Source organism: Variovorax sp. Root434, from assembly GCF_001426595.1.
Classification (GTDB): Bacteria; Pseudomonadota; Gammaproteobacteria; order Burkholderiales; family Burkholderiaceae_C; genus Variovorax.
The window spans coordinates 275,242-295,306 of record NZ_LMEK01000012.1; the positions used below are offsets into that span (position 1 = coordinate 275,242).

General features: G+C 66.8%; 19 protein-coding genes. 11 read left to right on the forward strand and 8 right to left on the reverse strand.

Annotated features, from left to right (window positions below):
• Nucleotides 1-37: 37 nt before the first annotated feature.
• The 8 genes from urtA to ASD05_RS11870 all read left to right on the forward strand — a co-directional run bounded on the left by urtA (nucleotide 38) and on the right by ASD05_RS11870 (nucleotide 7,477).
• Nucleotides 38-1,303 (forward strand): urea ABC transporter substrate-binding protein, encoded by a 1,266-nt coding sequence (urtA, locus tag ASD05_RS11835; RefSeq protein ID WP_056592157.1) that lies wholly within the window; start codon nucleotides 38-40, stop codon nucleotides 1,301-1,303.
• Nucleotides 1,304-1,463: 160 nt separating this feature from the next.
• Nucleotides 1,464-2,378: an urea ABC transporter permease subunit UrtB gene (gene urtB, locus ASD05_RS11840; protein WP_056592160.1), complete on the forward strand. Its 915-nt coding sequence runs from the start codon at nucleotides 1,464-1,466 to the stop codon at nucleotides 2,376-2,378.
• Nucleotides 2,379-2,407: 29 nt separating this feature from the next.
• The gene (gene urtC, locus ASD05_RS11845; protein ID WP_056592163.1) at nucleotides 2,408-3,598 is read left to right on the forward strand and encodes an urea ABC transporter permease subunit UrtC; all 1,191 of its coding nucleotides are present in this window, start codon (nucleotides 2,408-2,410) and stop codon (nucleotides 3,596-3,598) included.
• Between the two features lie 18 nt (nucleotides 3,599-3,616).
• Nucleotides 3,617-4,360, forward strand: a complete 744-nt coding sequence (gene urtD, locus ASD05_RS11850) for an urea ABC transporter ATP-binding protein UrtD (RefSeq protein ID WP_056592166.1) — start codon at nucleotides 3,617-3,619, stop codon at nucleotides 4,358-4,360.
• 329 nt (nucleotides 4,361-4,689) lie between these two features.
• The gene (gene urtE / locus ASD05_RS11855) at nucleotides 4,690-5,379 is read left to right on the forward strand and encodes an urea ABC transporter ATP-binding subunit UrtE (protein ID WP_056594302.1); all 690 of its coding nucleotides are present in this window, start codon (nucleotides 4,690-4,692) and stop codon (nucleotides 5,377-5,379) included.
• 35 nt (nucleotides 5,380-5,414) lie between these two features.
• The gene (fmdA, locus tag ASD05_RS11860; RefSeq protein ID WP_056592169.1) at nucleotides 5,415-6,647 is read left to right on the forward strand and encodes a formamidase; all 1,233 of its coding nucleotides are present in this window, start codon (nucleotides 5,415-5,417) and stop codon (nucleotides 6,645-6,647) included.
• Nucleotides 6,648-6,655: 8 nt separating this feature from the next.
• On the forward strand, nucleotides 6,656-6,997 hold the full coding sequence (locus ASD05_RS11865; protein WP_056592171.1) for a zinc ribbon domain-containing protein: 342 nt from the start codon (nucleotides 6,656-6,658) through the stop codon (nucleotides 6,995-6,997).
• A 129-nt stretch (nucleotides 6,998-7,126) separates the two neighbouring features.
• Nucleotides 7,127-7,477, forward strand: a complete 351-nt coding sequence (locus ASD05_RS11870; protein WP_056592174.1) for a hypothetical protein — start codon at nucleotides 7,127-7,129, stop codon at nucleotides 7,475-7,477.
• A gap of 88 nt (nucleotides 7,478-7,565) precedes the next feature.
• Here the strand turns inward: ASD05_RS11870 and ASD05_RS11875 are convergent, their stop codons facing one another.
• The 3 genes from ASD05_RS11875 to ASD05_RS11885 are packed head-to-tail and all read right to left on the reverse strand — an operon-like array spanning nucleotide 7,566 to nucleotide 10,479.
• Entirely contained in the window at nucleotides 7,566-8,252 is a 687-nt protein-coding gene (locus ASD05_RS11875; protein ID WP_414930044.1) for an RraA family protein, read from the reverse strand.
• A gap of 14 nt (nucleotides 8,253-8,266) precedes the next feature.
• Nucleotides 8,267-9,253, reverse strand: coding sequence for a Bug family tripartite tricarboxylate transporter substrate binding protein (locus ASD05_RS11880; RefSeq protein WP_056592179.1), 987 nt, complete (start codon nucleotides 9,251-9,253; stop codon nucleotides 8,267-8,269).
• The gene (locus ASD05_RS11885) at nucleotides 9,250-10,479 is read right to left on the reverse strand and encodes a pyridoxal phosphate-dependent aminotransferase (RefSeq protein WP_056592182.1); all 1,230 of its coding nucleotides are present in this window, start codon (nucleotides 10,477-10,479) and stop codon (nucleotides 9,250-9,252) included. The genes ASD05_RS11880 and ASD05_RS11885 overlap by 4 nt, the downstream gene beginning before the upstream one ends.
• 102 nt (nucleotides 10,480-10,581) lie before the next feature.
• On the opposite strand from ASD05_RS11885, the gene ASD05_RS11890 reads away from it, so the two are divergent.
• From ASD05_RS11890 to ASD05_RS11895, 3 genes are all read left to right on the forward strand, one after another.
• Nucleotides 10,582-11,271, forward strand: coding sequence for a LysR family transcriptional regulator (locus tag ASD05_RS11890; RefSeq protein ID WP_235507947.1), 690 nt, complete (start codon nucleotides 10,582-10,584; stop codon nucleotides 11,269-11,271).
• Complete coding sequence (locus ASD05_RS30700; protein ID WP_235507948.1) at nucleotides 11,268-11,585, forward strand: hypothetical protein; 318 nt, start codon at nucleotides 11,268-11,270, stop codon at nucleotides 11,583-11,585. Before ASD05_RS11890 ends, ASD05_RS30700 begins: the two co-directional genes overlap by 4 nt.
• 66 nt (nucleotides 11,586-11,651) lie before the next feature.
• Complete coding sequence (locus ASD05_RS11895) at nucleotides 11,652-12,947, forward strand: aspartate carbamoyltransferase (RefSeq protein ID WP_056592185.1); 1,296 nt, start codon at nucleotides 11,652-11,654, stop codon at nucleotides 12,945-12,947.
• 42 nt (nucleotides 12,948-12,989) lie between these two features.
• On the opposite strand, the gene ASD05_RS11900 is transcribed toward ASD05_RS11895, so the two are convergent.
• From ASD05_RS11900 to ASD05_RS11920, 5 genes are all read right to left on the reverse strand, one after another.
• Nucleotides 12,990-15,293, reverse strand: coding sequence for a glycoside hydrolase family 3 N-terminal domain-containing protein (locus ASD05_RS11900; protein ID WP_056592188.1), 2,304 nt, complete (start codon nucleotides 15,291-15,293; stop codon nucleotides 12,990-12,992).
• Between the two features lie 85 nt (nucleotides 15,294-15,378).
• The gene (locus ASD05_RS11905) at nucleotides 15,379-16,347 is read right to left on the reverse strand and encodes a Bug family tripartite tricarboxylate transporter substrate binding protein (protein WP_056592192.1); all 969 of its coding nucleotides are present in this window, start codon (nucleotides 16,345-16,347) and stop codon (nucleotides 15,379-15,381) included.
• A gap of 47 nt (nucleotides 16,348-16,394) precedes the next feature.
• Nucleotides 16,395-17,627 carry a tricarballylate utilization 4Fe-4S protein TcuB gene (tcuB, locus tag ASD05_RS11910; protein ID WP_056592195.1) on the reverse strand — a complete coding sequence of 411 codons (1,233 nt, stop codon included), beginning with the start codon at nucleotides 17,625-17,627 and terminating at the stop codon, nucleotides 16,395-16,397.
• Nucleotides 17,611-19,038, reverse strand: a complete 1,428-nt coding sequence (tcuA, locus tag ASD05_RS11915; protein WP_056592198.1) for an FAD-dependent tricarballylate dehydrogenase TcuA — start codon at nucleotides 19,036-19,038, stop codon at nucleotides 17,611-17,613. The genes tcuB and tcuA overlap by 17 nt, the downstream gene beginning before the upstream one ends.
• Nucleotides 19,039-19,115: 77 nt before the next feature.
• On the reverse strand, nucleotides 19,116-20,042 hold the full coding sequence (locus tag ASD05_RS11920) for a LysR family transcriptional regulator (RefSeq protein ID WP_007834918.1): 927 nt from the start codon (nucleotides 20,040-20,042) through the stop codon (nucleotides 19,116-19,118).
• Between the last annotated feature and the right edge of the window lie 23 nt (nucleotides 20,043-20,065).

Consider the following 20,065-nt stretch of genomic DNA (forward strand, 5'->3'; position numbering starts at 1 on the left):
CGGCCCTACTTTCCAACAACCTGCCTGGAGTTTCCTGATGTCGCGTGATTCCGATCTTTCTCTCGATGCCCTGGCATTGCGCCGCCGCCGTTTGCTGCAGGGCGCCGCAGCGCTGCCCGTGTTGGGCCTGAGCGGCCTGAGCTTCGGCCAGGGACAGTTCCCCACGGCCAAGGTGAACACCACCAAGCTCGCCGTGACCGACACCGAGGTGACGGTGGGCCAGCTGCACTCGTCCTCCGGCACCATGGCCATTTCGGAGACCGGCTCCATCCAGGCCGAGCAGCTCGCCATCGACCAGATCAACGCGATGGGCGGCATCCTCGGCCGCAAGATCAAGGTCATCAAGGAAGACGGCGCCTCCGACTGGCCGACCTTTGCAGAGAAGTCGAAGAAGCTGCTCGTCAACGACCACTGCGCCGCCGTGTTCGGCTGCTGGACCAGCGCCTCGCGCAAGGCCGTGCTGCCGGTGTTCGAGAAAGAGAACGGCCTGCTGTACTACCCGACCTTCTACGAAGGCCTGGAGCAGAGCAAGAACGTGATCTACACCGGCCAGGAAGCCACGCAGCAGATCATCTGGGGCCTGGACTGGGGCGCGAAGGAGAAGAAGGCCAAGACCTTCTTCCTGGTGGGCTCCGACTACATCTGGCCGCGCACCTCGATGAAGATCGCGCGCAAGCACATCGAGAATTTCCAGAAGGGCTCGGTCAAGGGCGAGGAGTACTACCCGCTGGGCCACACCAACTTCAACTCGCTGATCAACAAGATCAAGGTGGCCAAGCCCGACTGCATCTTCGCGGCCGTGGTGGGCGGCTCGAACGTGGCTTTCTACAAGCAGTTGAAGGCCGCGGGCATCACGGGCGACAAGCAGTTCCTGCTGACGCTGGCCGTGACCGAAGACGAAATGACTGGCGTGGGCGGCGAGAACTTCGCGGGCTTCTACTCGTCGATGAAGTACTTCCAGTCGCTGGACAACGCGAACAACAAGAAGTTCGTGGAAGCCTTCAAGGCGAAGTACGGCAAGGACGCGGTGATCGGCGACGTGACGCAGGCGGGGTATCTGGGGCCGTGGCTGTGGAAGGCGGCGGTGGAGAAGGCGGGCAGCTTCGATGTGGACAAGGTCGTGGCCGGCTCGCCGGGCATCGAGCTGAAGACGGCGCCGGAAGGCTACGTGAAGCTGGATGCGAACCACCACCTGTGGAGCAAGGCGCGCATCGGGCAGGGGCAGCTGGATGGGACGTTCAAGGTGGTGGCGGAGTCGGCGGAGTTGATCAAGCCGGATCCGTTTCCCAAGGGTTATCAGTAAACCCTGATGCCTTTCTCCCTCCCCCTCTGGGGGAGGGCAGGGGTGGGGGCACGCGGCCTTGGATGAAGCCTTGCGCTCGCAAGCGCCGCCTGCCCCCATCCCAACCTTCCCCCAGAGGGGGAAGGAGCCAATACCAACATCCAAATCCGGAATCCGCGCCATGACTCTGTCGGACATGATGAACATCGGCCTCATGCAGGGCTTCGCGGGGCTGAGCCTCTTCGCGGTGCTGCTGCTGATGGGGCTGGGCCTGGCGATCATCTTCGGCCAGATGGGCGTGATCAACATGGCGCATGGCGAGTTCATGACCATCGGCGCCTACTCGATCTACCTGGCCGCGCGCGTCACTGAGAGCCTGGCGCCCGAGTTCATGCCGTACTACTTCCCGATCGCCATCGGGCTCGCTTTCGGCTTCGCCTTCATCGTCGGCTGGCTCGTGGAGTGGGTGCTCATCCGCCACCTCTACAAGCGACCGCTCGACACGCTGCTCGCCACCTGGGGCGTGAGCCTGGGCCTGCAACAGATTTTCCGCACCTTCATTGGCCCGAAGGAAGTGAGCCCGACGCTGCCCGAATGGCTCATGGGCTCGTGGACGCCGCATGAAGGCCTCGACATTCCCATCAACGGCCTGTTCGTGCTGGCGCTCACCGCACTGGTCACTGGCGGCGTGCTGATCGCGCTGCACAAGAGCCGCTGGGGCCTCAGGGTGCGCGCCACCGTCGCCAACCGCACCATGGCCAACGCCACCGGCATCGACACGAAGAAGACAGACCGGCTCACCTTCGCCATCGGCTGCGGCATCGCGGGCATGGCCGGCGCGGCCTTCACCACCATCGGCTCCACCGGTCCGACCTCGGGCTCGCTCTACATCGTCGACGCCTTCCTGGTCGTCACCTTCGGCGGTGCGGCCAGCCTGCTGGGCACGGTGGTCTCGGCCTTCGGCATTGCGCAGACGCAGTCGATTTCCGAGTTCTTCATGACCGGCTCGATGGCCAAGGTGCTGACGCTGTCGCTGATCGTGCTGATTTTGATGATGCGGCCGCAGGGCCTCTTCGCAGTCAAGGTCCGCCGCTGAACCCGATTCCTGTTTTGGAGAACGTTCCGATGAATTTCATCAAGGCCTCGATCCAGCGCTACCAGCTCGGCAGCCTGTTGCTGCTGGTGCTGCTGCTGGCGGTGGTGCTGCCGCTGTCGCTCGACATCTTCCGCCTCAACCTCGTGGGCAAATACCTCACCTACGCTTTCGTGGCCGTGGGCCTCGTGATGGTGTGGGGCTACGGCGGCGTGCTGAGCCTGGGGCAGGGCGTGTTCTTCGGCATCGGCGGCTACGCGATGGCGATGTTCCTCAAGCTCGAAGCCTCCGACCCCGTCTCCACCAAGATCCAGACCACGCCCGGCATTCCGGACTTCATGGACTGGAACCAGATCACCGAACTGCCCACGCTGTGGCTGCCCTTCAAGAGCCTGCCGCTGAGCCTGGCGCTGGTGGTGCTGGCACCGATGGCGCTGGCCTGGCTCGTGAGCTTCGCGATGTTCAAGCGGCGCGTGGGCGGCGTGTACTTCGCGATCATCACGCAGGCGGTGGCACTGATCTGCACCGTGCTCATCATCGGCCAGCAGGGCTACACGGGCGGCGTGAACGGCATGACCGACCTGAAGACGATGCTGGGCTGGGACACGCGCACCGACGGCGCCAAGTACGTGCTGTATTACGTCTGCGTCGGCCTGCTGGTGGCGAGCATCGTGCTGTGTCGCTGGATACAGACCAGCAAGCTCGGCACGCTGCTGCTCGCCATGCGCGACAAGGAAGACCGTGTGCGCTTCTCGGGCTACGACGTGTCGAACTTCAAGGTCTTCATCTTCTGCCTGGCAGCCGGGCTTTCGGGCATCGGTGGTGCGATGTTCGCGCTGCAGGTGGGTTTCATGTCGCCGAGTTTCGTGGGCATCGTGCCTTCGATCGAGATGGTGATCTTCTGTGCGGTGGGCGGGCGCATGAGCCTGGTGGGCGCGGTGTATGGCGCGCTGCTGGTGAATGCGGGCAAGACGCTGTTCTCGGAGAGCTTTCCGGACCTGTGGCTGTTTCTGATGGCGGGCCTCTTCATCGGCGTGACCATGGCGTTCCCGATGGGGCTCGCGGGGTTGTGGGAAGAAAAGATCCGGCCGTGGTGGAAATCGCGCCGCCAAGCCCTGCGCGATGCGGCAGTCAAGCGACCGGCGGCCGCCGCACCCGTGGTGCCCGCAGCAACACCATCCGAGCCCACGCTGCCCGATGGCGTCGGCAGCCAGCGCGCCTGAACCCGGAGCCACACCCTCATGAGCAACACCGACTTCGCGCTCGCCGTGGAAGACCTCACCGTGTCCTTCGATGGCTTCAAGGCCATCGACGACCTCACGCTGTACATCGACCGCAACGAGCTGCGCGTGATCATCGGCCCCAACGGAGCCGGCAAGACCACGCTGCTCGACCTGATCTGCGGCAAGACGCGTGCAAGCGCCGGCAGCATCAAGTTCAACAACACCGAGCTCACGAAGATGGCCGAACACAAGCGTGTGCGGCTGGGTATCGGGCGCAAGTTCCAGACGCCGTCGATCTACGAGAACCTCTCGGTGTTCCAGAACCTGGAGGTCTCATTCCCGAAGGGCCGCTCGGTGTTCGGCGCGCTGGCCTTCAGGTGCGACGACGAGGTCAAGAACAAGGTGCAGGCCATTGCCGAAGACATCGGCCTTGCCGACAAGCTCGACACCGAGGCCGGCCTGCTGAGCCACGGCCAGAAGCAGTGGCTCGAGATCGGCATGCTGCTGATGCAGGAGCCCGAGCTGTTGATGCTCGACGAGCCCATCGCCGGCATGAGCGCGCGCGAACGCGAACTCACGGCCGACCTCCTCAAGCGCATCTGCCAGAACCGCGCGGTGATCGTCATCGAGCACGACATGGCCTTCGTGAAGCAGATCGCGCACAAGGTCACGGTGATGCACCAGGGAAAAATCCTTGCCGAAGGGCCGATGGAGAAGGTGCAGGCCGATCCGAAGGTCATCGACGTTTATCTGGGGCACTAGATGGCTGTTTGCTTTTCGAGTCTTTTCGGTGGGCGCTGTTCAGGGCGCGATCACGCCGACGGCGTGCTTCTTTTCTCGAATGTCCCCCGGCCTTCGGCCTCCTCCTTTATTTCGAGAAAAGAAGCCCACCATCGACGTGATCGTTCAGAGCACTCGTTGATCGGCCAGCACAAGCGCTGCGTCCATCGTGCGCAGGGCGCCGGGTGCTCCCCGCAGCGAAATAAAGGAGGAGGCCGAAGGCCGGGGGACATTCGCGGAGGGGAGTACCCGGTGGCCTGCGCACTCGCCAAGAACGTCAAAACCCGGAAATAAAAAACATGAGCAACATCATGCTGAAGGTCGAAGACCTGCACGTAGCCTATGGCCAGAGCGAGGCCCTGCACGGCATCTCGTTCGAGGGCCATGCCAACGAAACCATCGCCATCATGGGCCGCAACGGCATGGGCAAGACCACTCTGTTCAAGGGCCTGATGGGAATCTTGCCCTTGAAGAGCGGGCGCATCGAGGTAGCAGGCAAGGACGTGTCGCGCGACGAGAGCTTTCGCCGCGTCGCCAAGGGCATCGCCTACGTACCGCAGGGCCGGATGATCTTTCCGACGCTCACGGTGGAGGAGAACATCCAGACCGGCCTGGAGAACTCGAAGACCCGCCGCATCCCCGAGGAAATCTACGCGCTGTTCCCCGTGCTGTGGGACATGAAGAGCCGCAAAGGCGGCAACCTCTCCGGCGGCCAGCAGCAGCAGCTGGCGATTGCGCGCGCCCTCGTCACCGACCCCAAGGTGCTGCTGCTCGACGAGCCCACGGAAGGTATCCAGCCTTCGATCATCAAGGACATCGCCAAGGCGCTCAACGAGATCCGCAAGCTGCGCGGCATCACCATCGTCGTGTCCGAGCAGGTGCTCAGTTTCGCGATGGATGTGGCCGACAGGCTCTTCGTCATCGAAGGCGGCCGGCTAGTGCACGAGACCGCGCGCGACAAGACCGATGTCGACCACATCAAGGCCTATCTCTCCGTTTGACCTGACCACACCAACCCAACCAGGAGCCACTGCACATGACTGACACGCTGATCAAGGTCGACCTGACCAAGTCGCCCGTCGAGAACGAGAACATCCACAACCGCTGGCATCCGGACATTCCGATGGCCTGCTGGGTCAACCCGGGCGACGACTTCATCCTCGAGACTTTCGACTGGACCGGCGGCTTCATCAAGAACAACGACAGCGCCGACGATGTGCGCGACATCGACCTGAGCACCGTGCACTACCTCTCGGGCCCCGTGGGCGTGAAGGGCGCGGAGCCCGGCGACCTGCTGGTGGTCGATCTGCTCGACATCGGCGCCAAGCAGGACAGCCTCTGGGGCTTCAACGGTTTCTTCTCGAAGAAGAACGGCGGCGGTTTCCTGACCGACCACTTTCCCGAAGCGCAGAAATCGATCTGGGACTTCAAGGGCATGTTCACCAGTTCGCGCCACGTTCCGGGCGTGAACTTCGCGGGGCTGATCCACCCCGGCCTGATCGGCTGCCTGCCCGACAAGCCCATGCTCGACATGTGGAACGAGCGCGAGAAGGCCCTCATCGCCACCGATCCGGAGCGCGTGCCCGGCCTCGCGAACCCGCCGTTTGCAGGCACTGCCCACATGGGCAAGATGACCGGTGAAGCCCGCGCCAAGGCCGCCGCCGAAGGCGCGCGCACCGTGCCGCCACGCGAGCACGGCGGCAACTGCGACATCAAGGATTTGTCGCGCGGTTCGAAGGTGTTCTTCCCCGTGTACGTCGACGGCGCGGGCCTGAGCGTGGGCGACCTGCACTTCAGCCAGGGCGACGGCGAGATCACCTTCTGCGGTGCCATCGAGATGGCCGGCTGGGTGCACATGAAGGTCACGCTCATCAAGGGCGGCATGGCCAAGTACGGCATCAAGAACCCGATCTTCAAGCCCAGCCCAATCACGCCGCAGTACAACGACTACCTGATCTTCGAAGGCATCTCGGTCGACGAGAGCGGCAAGCAGCACTACCTCGACGTCAACGTGGCCTACCGCCAGGCCTGCCTGAACGCCATCGAGTACCTGAAGAAGTTCGGCTACTCGGGCGCGCAGGCCTATTCGATTCTGGGCACGGCGCCGGTACAGGGCCACATCAGCGGGGTGGTCGATGTGCCCAACTCGTGCGCCACGCTGTGGCTGCCCACGGGCATCTTCGACTTCGACATCAACCCGAACGTATCGGGCCCGGCGAAGTTCATTGACGGCAGCATCGACATGCCGCTGTCGCACGACCTGCGCTGAAGCCAGCCATGCCGACCTACGACTATGCCTGCGGGCAGTGCGGCGGCTTCGAGGCGTTGCGGCCCTCAGGCCTGCGCGACGAGCCGGCTGCGTGCCCCGATTGCAGATGCGCTTCGCCGCGCGTGCTGTCGGCCGCGCCGCGGCTCGCGCTGATGGCCTCGGGCACGCGCCGCGCCATGGAAACCAACGAGCGCGCGCGGCACGAGCCGGGCAGCTCGCGCGACTATGCGCGCTTCAAGCATCCGGCGGGGTGCGGCTGCTGCGGCTCGGGCAAACGAGGCGCGACGGTGACGGCGCCGAGCGGGGCCAAGTCCGCGCCGTCACGGCGACCGTGGATGATCAGCCACTGAAGACCGGCTGTTTTTCAAGGGCTCGATTGTTTCAATCCCGTGAACGCCGTGGTTCCTTTTGCCGGCGTTTTCCGAGGCTTTTCAGGATCAAACTTCTCCTCACCAACCAACCACCTGAAGGAGATTGAAATGAATGCCTCGAAGATCCTCGCTGCTGCTGCTCTCTCGCTCCTGGCCGCTGCCGGAGCCCATGCAGAAACCTACGACGGCGTGCACGTCGTGAACTCTTCTGTCAGCCGCGCCGAAGTCGCACCGCAAGCCGCTGCCGCCGCACGCGCTGGCAACGAGTACGCCGATGCCTCTAGCGCTGGCGCACAGACCTTCACGTCGACCGCCAACCGCGCGACCGTGCAAGCCGAAGCCGTTGCCAAGGCTCACGACCCGCTGGCCAGCCTCGATCGCCGCGCGTTCTACCGCGACGAAGTGCCGCAAGCCTACAAGAAGCCCAGCGTGTCGTTCACGCGCCAGGCCGGCCTGTAAGCCGAACCGGCAGGCATGAAGAACAGGCCTTCGGGCCTTTTCTTCGTGTTCGCTTCGTGTCCGCGTCATCAGCCGATGACGCACGGCCCTAGAGGGTCTCGTTTTCCTTGAGAACGCCCGCGTTGCGCAGCGCGGCGTCCAGCCACTTGGCCGCTGTGTTGCCATTCCTGATGGCTTCGATGCGCGCCGTCTCGTCCTCGACCTTCTTCGCCGCCGCCTGAAGAAGCGTCTCCACCTTCTCCCGCTCGATGACGACCACGCCATCCGCATCGCCGATGACGAGATCGCCGGGGCGTACTGCCACGCCGCCCACCGACACCGGATGCCCGATGCGCCCCCAGGCCAGCTTGGTCGGCCCATTGGGATTGGTGCCGACCGAGAACACCGGGAAGCCCATCTCATCGATTTCCACGCTGTCGCGCACCGCGCCGTCGATCACCACGCCCGCGATGCCGACCTGGCGGCAGGCGTTCATCATGATCGTGCCCATGAGGGCTGCGCTCTGGTCGCCCTTGCCGTCGATCACCAGCACGTCGCCGGGCTTCGCGAGCGCGATGGCGGCATGGATCATCAGGTTGTCGCCGGGCCGCACTTCCACCGTGAGCGCGCTGCCCGCCAGTATCATCCGATGGCGCAAGGCCTGGATGCGGCCGTGCAGGGCACCGCGGCGGCCCGCCACATCGGCGAGGATGGCCGGCTGGAAGGCCGAAGCCTGGCGAATCTGCTCGGAGGAGACGCGCTCGAAGTCGCGGACGATGTCTGGAAGCTGGTTCATGCTCGGGTTCCCGTTCATTCGGCCTTGACGTCGGCGTCCTTCACCACGAGGCCCCACTTGCGCTTGTCCGCAGCCAGGAAGGTGCGGAATTGCTCCGGCGTGCTCCCAACGGGCTCCAGACCGTCGGCGGTGAGCCGCTTGGCGATCTCGGGCATCGCCAGCACCTTGGCGACTTCGCGCTGGATGCGCTCGACCACGGCCGTCGGCGTGTTCTTCGGCGCGCAGATGCCGGCCCAGGTCACGGGGTCGAAGTCGGGAACGCCGGCTTCCGCCACGGTCGGGATGTCCGGAAAGGCCGGCAGCCGGCGCGGGCTGGCGACCGCCAGTGCGCGCAGCTTGCCCGAGCGGGCGTACTGCATCGAGCTCACGGGCTGGTCGAAGATCATCGAGACCTGGCCCGCGATGAGGTCCGTCATCGCCTGGCCGGTGCCCTTGTAGGCCACGTGGACGATGTCGATGCCCGCGCGGCTCTTCAGCATTTCGCCCGCAAGGTGCCCGCCCGTTGCCGTGCCCGAGGAGGCGAAGTTGATCTCGCCGGGCTTCTGCCTGGCGTAGGCGATGAGTTCCTTCACGCTCTTCACCGGCAGATTCGAATTGACCAGCAGCATGTAGGGCGCGTTGACCACCTGCGTGACCGGCACGATGTCCTTCTCGGAGTCGAAGGGCATGCTCTTGAGCACATGCGGCTGGATCGACAGCGTGCCCGTGGTGCACATCAGCAGCGTGTGTCCGTCGGCGGGCGCGGCGAGCATGGCCGACGCGGCGATGTTGCCGCCGGCGCCCGGCCGGTTGTCGATCAGCACCTGCTGCCCGAGTCCTTCGGCCAGCTTCGGCCCGATCAGGCGCGCCACCATGTCGTTGGAGCCGCCGGGCGAGAAGCCCACGAGGATCTTGATCGGCTTCGACGGAAAGGCATCGGCGGCCCATGCGTGGGTGGTGCCGAACCAGGCGGTGCCGATGGCAAGGGCCAGCAGCAGCTTCAGAAGGGAGCGGAGTTTCATTGCGGTTCCTGGTTGATGGCTTGACCCGAGAGTTCGTCGCGTGCCCGCGCGATGCGTCGGCAGCCTTCCCGCAGCTGCTCGGTGCTGGCTGCGAAGGAGATGCGGAAATGGGTCGGCACGCCGTAAGCGCTGCCCTGCAGCGCGGCAAGGTCCTGCGAGTCGAGCAGGTGCATCACCCAGTCGTCGCTGCTGTCGATTACCGTGCCCTTGCGAGTGCGAAGCCCGAAGAGCGCGCTGCATGAGGCGAAGACGTAGAACGCACCGTCGGGCACCTCGCAGCGGATGCCGTCGATGGCATTGAGCGCGGCGACCACCATGTCGCGCCGCGTTTCGTATTCGCGCCGGTTGCTGGCGATGGTGTCCTGCGGCCCCGTGAGCGCCGCGACGGCCGCCGCCTGGGCGATCGAGTTCGGGCCGGACGTGCTTTGCGACTGCAGCTTGACCATCGCCTTGATGAGCGCCGAGGGGCCCGCGCCGTAGCCGATGCGCCAGCCCGTCATCGCGTAGGCCTTGGACACGCCGTTCACCGTCAGCGTGCGGTCCTTGAGGTCGGGCGCCGCCTCGGCCATGGTGGCGAACTCGACGCCGCCGTAGATCAGGTGCTCGTAGATGTCGTCGGTCAGTATCCAGACGTGCGGATGGCGCCGCAGCACCTCCGCCAGCGCCTGGAGCTCGGCGCGCGTGTAGGTTGCCCCGCTCGGGTTGTTCGGCGAGTTGAGCATCAGCCAGCGCGTCCTGCCGGTGATGGCGCGCTCGAGGTCGGCGGGCTGGAGCTTGAAGCCCGCTGCCGCCGGGCAGTCGACGAAGACCGGGACACCGCCGGCCAGCAGGGCGATGTCGGGGTAGGACACCCAGTAGGGCGCCGGCACGATGACCTCGTCGCCCGCCGCGACCGTGCACATGAGCGCGTTGAAGATCACCTGTTTGGCGCCGGTGCCCACGATGATCTCGCCCGGCGCGTAGGTCAGCCTGTTCTCGCGCAGGAGCTTGCCCGCGATGGCTTCCTTCAGCGCCGGCGTGCCGCCCACGTCGGTGTAGCGGGTCTGGCCGGCGGCCATGGCGCGGATGGCGGCCTCCTTGATGTGCTCGGGCGTCTCGAAATCGGGCTCGCCGGCGGTCAGGCCGAGGATGTCCCGGCCCGCGGCGCGCAGCTCGCGCGCCCGCTGGCCGGCCATGGAGCTCGGGGACGGCTTGATCCGGTTCAGTCGTGGTGCGATGTGAAGCATGCATGCAGTATCAAAGTGCATGCATCGCAGGACAAACGAGAAATCGGACCGCCGCGGTATTCCTTTTTTTCCTGGCGGACCGTAGGCGTACATTCCGTTGGCATGAACTTCACCTTCAAGCAGCTGGAGGCCTTTCTCTTCAGCGCCAAGCTCCAGAGCTTCAGTGCCGCGGCGGTGAAGCTGCACACCACGCAGTCGGCCATCTCGAAGCGCCTGGCGGAGCTCGAGGATTCGCTCGGCGGCCCCTTGCTGCATCGCACCTCGCATGGCCTGGAGCTGGCCCACTCCGGCCGCGAGCTGCTGCCGCTGGCGGAAGAGGCCTTGCGGCTCTGGCAGCGCATCGAGCACGACATCAGCCTCGACAAGACGCTGCGCGGCACCTTCCGCGTGGGTGTGACGGAGCTGATCGCGATGACCTGGCTCACGCGGCTGATCCAGCTGCTGCAGAAGCTGCATCCCGAGGTGACGCTCGAGCCGGTGGTGGATGCGGGGCTGACGCTCTTCGAGCGGCTGGAAGCCAACAAGCTCGACCTGTCCATCATGCCCGGCACCTTCTGGGGACAGGCCTTCGAGTCGATCAAGGTGGGGCAGGTCGACCAGGCCTGGATCGCGAGCCCGAGACTGAGCATTCCGCAGCGGGCGCTGAAGCCGCACGAATTTGCCGACTATCCGGTGATCGAGCAGCCCGCCGGTGCCTCGAAGAACAGGTTCTACGAGGCCTGGCGCGCAGAGCATGGCTTTCGCTTCGGCAAGGTGCTGCTGACGAACAGCACGACTGTCCGCGCGAATTGACGATCAGCGGCTTCGGCATCAGCCAGCAGGCGCTCGACTATGTGCGCCCGGACATCAGGAGCGGGCTGCTGCGCGTCGTCAGGAGCGATCCGATGCCGCCGCCGCTGGTCTACAGCGCGGTCTACCGGCGCGACAACGCCAGTCCCACGCTGGCGCGCATCGTCGAGCTGGCGGTGAAGACATGCGATTTCACTTCGAGGGCGAGCCAGCACGACGTGGCGCCGGCGAACCCGCCGCGCGGCTCGGGCTCGACGCTGCGGCAGCGCTCGCAGCGCCAGGTGGCGAAGAAGCCCGCGAGGAAGACCCGGAGGTAGCTGAAACGGCAGGCGGTTTTTCGTTGGGTTTTGAAAATATACGCATTGAGTATATATTTGCGGTCCATGAACATGCCGCAACAGGTGCTCCTCCGCGACGCGATGCGTCAACTCAACATGACGCGCGACGCTTTCGCCGAGCGCATCGGCAGCCGAAGAAGAGCGCTCGACGCCTGGCTGCTTCCCGATGAATCCAACGAATTCAGGGCCATGCCCGAGGTCGCTCGCCGCTTCGTGAGCGAAATCCTGGCTTCGGACGGTCGACGCAGTGAATATACGCAAAGCGCATATGAAGGCGCCTTTCGCAAGTCGATGGCGGTCGAGGGCGCGCACCACCTGCTCTCGGTCAGCCAGTTCAACCGCGACGCCATCGACGAGCTGTTCCAGCTGGCCGATGTCATGCAGCCCATCGCCCGGCGACGCAAGGTCAGCCGCGTGCTCGAAGGCGCCGTGCTCGCCAACCTTTTCTTCGAGGCCAGCACGCGCACGCGTGTGAGCTTCGGTGCGGCGTTCTGTCGGCTGGGCGGCTCGGTGTGCGACACCACCGGCTTCACCTTCTCGTCGATGGCCAAGGGCGAATCGATCTACGACACCAGCCGCGTGATCAGCGGATACGTGGACGCCATCGTGGTGCGGCATCCGGAGCAGGGCTCGGTGGCGGAGTTCGCACGCGCCACCAACGTGCCCGTCATCAACGGCGGCGACGGACCGGGTGAGCATCCGAGCCAGGCACTGCTAGACCTGTACACCATCCAGCGCGAGTTCTCGCGCCTGGGCAAGCTGGTGGACGGTGCGCACATCGCCATGGTCGGCGACCTGAAATACGGGCGAACCGTGCACTCGCTCATCAAGCTGCTCGCTCTGTACAAGGGGCTGAAGTTCACGCTCATCTCGCCGCCCTCGCTCGCGATGCCGGCGGAAATCGTGGACGCCGTGAGCCGCAACGGCCACGTGGTCGAGACCGCCGCCACGCCCGCGCAGGCGCTGGCTGTCGCCGACATCATCTACGCCACGCGCATCCAGAAAGAGCGCTTCGCACACGACGAAGTGCTGGAGGGCTTCGACAACGCCTTCGAGATCAACCGCGCACTCGTCGAATCGGCCTGCAAGCCCGAGGTGGTCGTGATGCACCCGCTGCCGCGCGACGGCCGCCCGGGTTCGCACGACCTCAGCGTCGACCTGAACAACGACCCGCGCCTAGCCATCTTCCGCCAGACCGACAACGGCATCCCGGTGCGCATGGCGATCTTCGCCACGCTGCTGGGCGTGGAAAAGCTCGTGAGCCGCTCGATGCGCGACGCCGCCTGGACGCCGCCCTCGCACATCGGGCCGGACGACAGCGTGTTCCACGGGCTCGATTGAAACTGCCGCAGGGCGCACCGCCCCTGACAGGCGTCGACGACTTCACTCTCGCGTGAGAGCGAACTGCTTGCGAATGCCGCCCGCGGCCGAAGGCCCCACCCAGAGATCGAAATCGCCGGGCTCCACGGCCGGCTTCATGTCGCGGCCGACGAATGCCAGGTCGTCGGCCGTGAGCGCGAACTCGACGACCGTCGATGCGCCGGGCGCAATGTCGACCTTGCGGAATTCCTTGAGCTCGCGCACGGGCCGGGTCACGCTGGCGGCGCGCTGGGCGATGTAGAGCTGCACCACTTCCTCGGCCTCGCGCTGGCCGGTGTTGCTGACGGTGGCGCGCACGCGCAGCGTGCCCGACAGCGGCAGGCGCTCCGAACTCAGCTCCACGCCGTCGTAGTGCACCGGTGCATAGCCGATGCCGAAGCCGAAGGGGTAGAGCGCTTCGTTGGTCGCGTCCAGGTAGCGGGTCCTGAAGGCCGTGCCCGGTGCGTTCTCGGGCGAGGGGCGGCCGGTGCGCTTGTGGCCGTAGTAGTAGGGCACCTGTCCCGCCGTCTGCGGAAAGCTCACGGGCAGGCGGCCCGAGGGATTGAAGTCGCCGAACACCACGTCGGCGATCGCGTTGCCGGTCTGCACGCCCAGGAACCACGTGACGAGGATGGCGCGCGCATCGCGCACCGCACCCTTGAGCGCCATCGCGCGGCCGTTGCTCAGCAGCACGACCACCGGCTTGCCGGTGGCGGCCACGGCTTCGGCCAGGTCCTGCTGCGCCTGCGGCAAGCCGATGTCGGTGCGCGAGCGCGCCTCGCCCGACATCTTCTGGCTCTCGCCGATGGCCAGCAGCACCACGTCGGCATCGCGCGCGGCGGCCACCGCGGCGTCGATGCCGCCGGGCAGCGCCGACTCGATGCCCGAGCCGCGCACGACGTTCACCGACGAATCGGCCCCCAGTGCCGCGCGCAGGCCCTGGTCGACGCCCACCGGCGCCGACTGGCCCGGGGACAGGCTCCAGGCGCCCATCAGATCGACAGTGCCCTCGGCGAAGGGGCCGATCAGCGCGATCTTCGTGCCGGCCTTGGACAGCGGCAGCAGCGCGCGCTCGTTCTTCAGCATCACGATGGAGCGGCGCGCGCTCTCCCGGGCCAGCGCGATGAATTCGGGGTTCTCGGTGCGTTGCGCGGCAGGTGGGCCGTCGAGGCCGCGCATGGGGTCGTCGAACAGGCCGAGCCTCTGCTTCACGCGCAGCACGCGGCGCACCGCGTCGTCGAGCCGTGCCATCGGCACTTCGCCCGAAGCCACCAGCTCGGGCAGGTAGCGCGCGTACAGGCCGCTCTGCATGCTCACGTCGGTGCCGGCCATGAAGGCCTGCCTGGCCGCTTCGCGCGGATTGGCGGCGTAGCCGTGCTCCACCAGTTCCTCGTCGGCCGTGTAGTCGGACACCACGAAGCCCTTGAACTTCCATTCGTCGCGCAGCACGCCCGTGAGCAGCGCGGGATTGGCAGTGGAGGGCACGCCGCCGATCTCGTTGAAGGCGCTCATGATCGACAGCGCGCCCGCGTCCAATGCCGCGCGGAAGGGCGGCAGGTACACCTCGCGCAGCGTGCGCTCGGAGATGTCGCTCACGCTGTAGTCGAGTCCGCCCTCGGCCGCGCCGTAGGCCGCGAAGTGCTTGGGCGTGGCCAGCATGGCGTCGGGCCGCGAGAGGTCGGGGCCCTGGAAGCCGCGCACGCGCGCGGCGGCGAACTGCCTGGAGAGATACGCGTCTTCGCCCGCGCCTTCGAGGCCGCGGCCCCAGCGCGCGTCGCGCGCGACATCGACCATCGGCGCGAAAGTCCAGCGGAAGCCGTCAGCCGTGGCTTCGACCGCCGCGGCGCGCGCGGTGCGCTCGGCGAGCGCGGGCTCCCAGCTCGACGCCTCGGCCAGCGGCATCGGGAACATGGTGCGAAAGCCGTGGATCACGTCGGCGCCGAAGATCAGCGGAATGCCCAGGCGCGACTCGCTTACCGCCATCTGCTGCAGCCGCCGCTTGCTCTCGAGGCCAGCGTTGTTGAACAGGCCGGTGAGGCGGCCGGCGCGCACGTCGGCGGTTTCCTGCTGCGCATTGCGCGAGCCGGCCTGCGGGTTGTTGGGGGTGTCGATGTCAGCCGGGCCGTACAGGCTCAGCTGGCCGGCCTTCTCCTGCACCGTCATGCGGGCGATGAGGGACTCGATGCGGGCCTCGGCGGCGTCGGGCGAGCGGGAGGGTTGAAGGTCCTTGGGAGCGGCCGCCGCGGTGGCGGGGGGAAGCAGGGCGGGGAGGGAGAGTGCGGAAAGGAGGAGGACGAGGGCGGGAACCGCAGCTTTTCGAACGTGCATGGCCCTCTATTCTGCAGACAACGCACGCCGGCCCCGGCCAGCGGGTTTCCGCCCTGGCCGTAGGGGCTTGTCCGAGCCGGCCCGCTTACTCGGCGGTGGCGCCGGCTTCCTTCGCCACTTTGACCCACTTGGTCGTCTCGGTGCCGATGAAGTTGGCCAGTTCCGTAGGCTTCATGTTGCCGGCCGTTACACCCTGTTCCTCGAAACGTTTGATCACATCGGGCTGTTGCAGCGCGCGGGCGAGTTCGGTGTTCAGGCGCTGCACGATCTCGGGCGGCGTGCCGTGCGGCGCCATGAGCGCGAACCACGTCGTCATGTCGTAGCCCTTGAGGCCGGCCTCGTCGAGCGTGGGCACGCCGGGGTAGGCGGGCGCGCGCGTCTTCGTTGTCACGGCCAGCGCATGCACCTTGCCGGCGCGGATATGCGGCGAAGCCGAGGGGCTGGTCTCGATGGCCATCTGGATCTGGCCGCCCATCAGATCGGCCATCATCGGCGCGCCGCCCTTGTAGGGCACGTGCACGATGTCGGTCTTCGTCATCGAGCGGAACAGTTCGCCCGAGATGTGCTCGGTGCTGCCGTTGCCGGCCGAGCCGAAGTTGACCTTGCCGGGGTTGGCCTTGATGTACGCGACGAGTTCGGCCACCGTCCTGGCGGGCACCTTCTCGTTGACGATCAGCACGTTGGGCGTGGACGCTGCGAGCGCGACGGGATCGAAGTCGCGCTGGAAGTCATAGGCGAGCTTCTTGTAGAGGCCCGGCGCGATCGCGTGTGCAATGGTGGCGAGGAACAGCGTGTAGCCATCGGCCGGCGCCTTCGACGCGATGGTCGCGCCCACGGTGCCGCCCGCGCCGCCGCGGTTGTCGACGATCACCGGCTGCTTGAGCGATTCGGAGAGCTTCTGGCCGATGGTGCGCGCGACGATGTCGGTGGTACCCCCGGCCACGAAGGGAACGACGAGCGTGATGGGTTTCGTCGGCCAGTCGGCGGCGGATGCCGCGCCGCTGGCGAGCATCAACGCGGCGATGGTGGTGCGAAGGAAGGTGTGTCGGTTCATGGTCGTGAGGTCTCGGTGTTGTTGTGAAATGGCAGGAGTCGGGTCGGTCAGTCCGCGCCCAGCCGCAGCCGGCTCGGCAGGCGCTTCTCGATGGCGAACTTCAGCAGCGCCGCGCAGCGGAAGATGCCGTGCGCGAACTTGCCGTAGGGCAGTGTGAGAAAGAGCGCCATCACCACGCCCAGGTGCACCGCGAGCAGCAGCGCCATGAAGCGGGTGTCGCGCCAGGCCAGCAATGCCAGGCCGGTGAGGCTCGTGAGCAGCAGCAGCGCGATGAAGCCGCGGTCCATCGGCCGCTGCGCCGCGTCGCCGTGCGCGGCGTGGCGACGCAGGTTCAGCCACAGCAGGCCGACGGGGCCGATCGCGAGGCCAACGCCGCCCGCGGTGCCCAGCAGCACCGGCAGGCTCGTGAGCGCGTAGGGCGCGTGCAGGTCGAACAGGTAGTGATAGAGCGTCGCCACGCAGGTCGAGGCGAAGCACAGCATGAAGCCGTAGAAGGTGAAGTGATGGAAGCGCCGGCGCCAGAGGGTGAAGCGGTCGTCGTCGTTGTTGCAGCCCTCGCCGTGGCCGCCGCCCAGGTACTTCAGGCGCAGCGCGTCGTGCGCGGCCTCGGCGCCGGCCGCGCGGCGCACGCCCGGCAGGTCGGGGGCATTGCCCGGATCGTTCGCGGGCGACACCTCGCGCCAGAAGCGGCGCGTGCCCATCGCCAGCGCGAACATCACGAACAGGAACACCGCGCCGAATACCAGGGCGAGGAAGTTGTGCGGAAAGATCGCGTAGAAGTTGCCCGCGAGCGGTTCGTGCAGCAGCGAGCCCGACATCGCTGCGGCCAGCACGAGGAACAGCGCGAGCCCGCCCGCCAGTGCGAGCGCGACGGTGAGCCCGGCCTTCTTGTAGAGAGCGCCCATCACGGGCGGCCAGGCGTAGTCGTGGTAGGTCTGCAGTCGCACCTGCGCCATCGCCTGCGGCACGTTCACCGCGAACTCGTGCGGGGGCGCGTACTGGCAGGCATGCAGGCACGAACCGCAGTTGTGGCAGAGGTTCGCGAGGTAGTGTGTGTCGGCCTTGCCGAACTCCAGGCGCCGCGTCATCGCAGGAAACACGGCGCAGAAGCCTTCGCAGTAGCGGCAGGCGTTGCAGATCTGCAGGATGCGCGCGACCTCGCCTTCGGACGCGGTCAGCGGCAGGGCGGGCTGGATCGGGATCACGCGCGACGCGGGGCTGCCGCCGATGCCGTCGGCATCGGCACGGGCGCGTGCAACAAGGTCAGTGAGCTGCTGCAAGGGCGGCCTCCGGGGATTGCGTTGAAATGTTCTTTGCAGCGTTCGCCGCCTGCGTGCCGGCGATGCGCCCGAAGGCCGTGCCGATGCTCATGCCGACGCCGGCCGTGTAGCCCTTGCCCAGCACGTTGCCGGCCATCATTTCGCCGGCCACGAAGAGGTTGGGGCTCGGCCGGCCGCCGAAGCGCACGGCGGCGGTCTCGTCCACCTTCAGGCCGAGATACGTGAAGGTGATGCCGGGGCGCACGGGATAGGCGTAGAAGGGCGCGGTGTCGATCGGCCGCGCCCAGTGCGTCTTGGCGGGCGCGAGGCCCTCGGTGTGGCAGTCGTCCAACGCGGTGTGGTCGAAGCGGCCGACGCGGCAGGCGGTGTTGTAGTTCTGCACGGTGCGAACGAAGGTCGCTTCATCCAGGCCGATCTTCTGCGCCAGTTCGCCGAGCGTGTTCGCCTGCGTGCCGGTGAACACCGGCGGCATGAAGCGCCCGACCGCCTGCTGGTCGATGACCGACCAGGCGATCTGCCCCGGCTGCTGCGCCACGAGCCGGCCCCAGATCGCGTAGCGCTTGGGCCAGAAGTCTTCGCCTTCGTCGTAGAAGCGCTGTGCGTCGCGGTTGACCACCACGCCGAGCGACACGCAATCGATGCGCGTGCAGATGCCGCCGTCGTACAGCGGCGCGCGCGCGTCGATGGCCACCATGTGGCCCTGCGACGGATCGCCGATGCTGTCTGCGCCCGCATCGATCATGTGCTTGAGCAGAACGCCCTGGTTGAAGCGCGTGCCGCGGATCAGGAAGTTGTCGGCCGGCCATTCGCCGCGCTCGTTTCGGCCCCACGCTTCGCGCAGCCACTCGCGGTTCGACTCGAAACCGCCCGAAGCCAGCACGCAGCTCTTTGCCGCGATGCGCTCGCCGGCTTCGGTGCGCACGGCGACGAAGCGGTCACCGTCGAGTTCGACCGACGCTACGGGCGTGTCGTAGCGGATCTGCACGCCCAGCCTTTCGGCGCTGCGGTAGTAGGCGTTGACGAGCGCCTTGCCGCCGCCCATGAAGAAGGCATTGGTGCGCGCCACGTGCAGCGCGCCCGACAGCGGCGGCTGGAAATGCACGCCGTGGCTGCGCATCCAGTCGCGGCAGTTCGACGAGGCGCGGATCACCAGCCGCGCCAGGTGCTCGTCGGTGAGGCCGCCGGTCACCTTCAGCAGGTCTTGCCAATACTCCTCTTCAGGGTAGGCATCGACCAGCACATCCTGCGGCGCGTCGTGCATGCAGCGCAGGTTGCGGGTGTGCTGCGAATTGCCGCCGCGCCATTCTTTGGGCGAAGCCTCCAGCAGCAGCACCGAAGCGCCGGCCTCGCGCGCCATCAGCGCGGCGCACAGCGCGGCATTGCCGCCACCGACAACCAGTACGTCTATCACTCGTGGGTCTCCTTGGAATGCAGGAGACTTTAGGGAGCGAAGCCTTCACGCGAAAGGCCGAAAGAAGCAACAGGTGTTCAGTGATCGAGAAGACTTGCGCCGGCCCAGCGGCCTTCGCGCACCAGCGTGCGCGCGGTCTCGGCCACCACCACGCGCGCGGCCAGCGCGGCGGGCGAAAGCTCGTCGTCCGACAGGCTCACGAGCAGGTTGCGCCGGCCCACGTGCGCGTCGGAAATCTGCGTGAGCACGAGATCGTCGCGGTCGTGCCGCGCCGTGGCGGCGCCGGGCTGGATGGTGGCGCCGTGGCCGGCGCGCACAGCGTCCATCAGCAAGGCCAGGCCGTCGACCTCGGCCACGATGCGCGGCGCCACGCGTGCCCGCGCAAAGGCGGCCATCAGCGTGGCGCGCAGGCCGTGGCTGCCGCTGGGCAGGATCAGCGGCACCTCGGCCAGCTGCGACAGCCGCACCTTCGCACCGGTGGGGCGCGGTGACAGCGTGGGCGAGGCGATCACGAAGAGCTTTTCAGCCAGCAGCGGCGCCACGCTCCAGCGCCGTGGCGTGTCGGTCTGGAACAGCACGGCCAGATCGAGCTGGCGCGCGTGCAGCATCGTCGTGAGGTGACCCGACAGCGCCTCGACCATGTGCAGGCGCACTTCGGGGTAGCGCGCCTGCATGGCCTGCATCAGCGGCACACCCAGCACGGTAGCGGTGGTGGGCGCCAGGCCCACGCTCACATGGCCCGACAGGCGCGCCTGCTGGGCGGCGCGCACGGCGTCGTCGGCGTGGCGCAACGTGAGCTGCGCCTGGTGCAGGAAGGCCAGGCCCGCGTCGGTGGGCATGACGCCGGTCGAATGGCGGCGCAGCAGCCGCGTCGAGAGTTCGCTTTCGAGCCGGCTGATCTGCTGGCTCAGCGCCGAGGTGACCACGCCCAGCTCGACCGCCGCGCGGCCCATGCTGCGCAGCTCGCAGACCTTGACGAAGTAGCGCAGTTGCCGGAGTTCCATCGCCCGATCATCGCGCAGGCGAC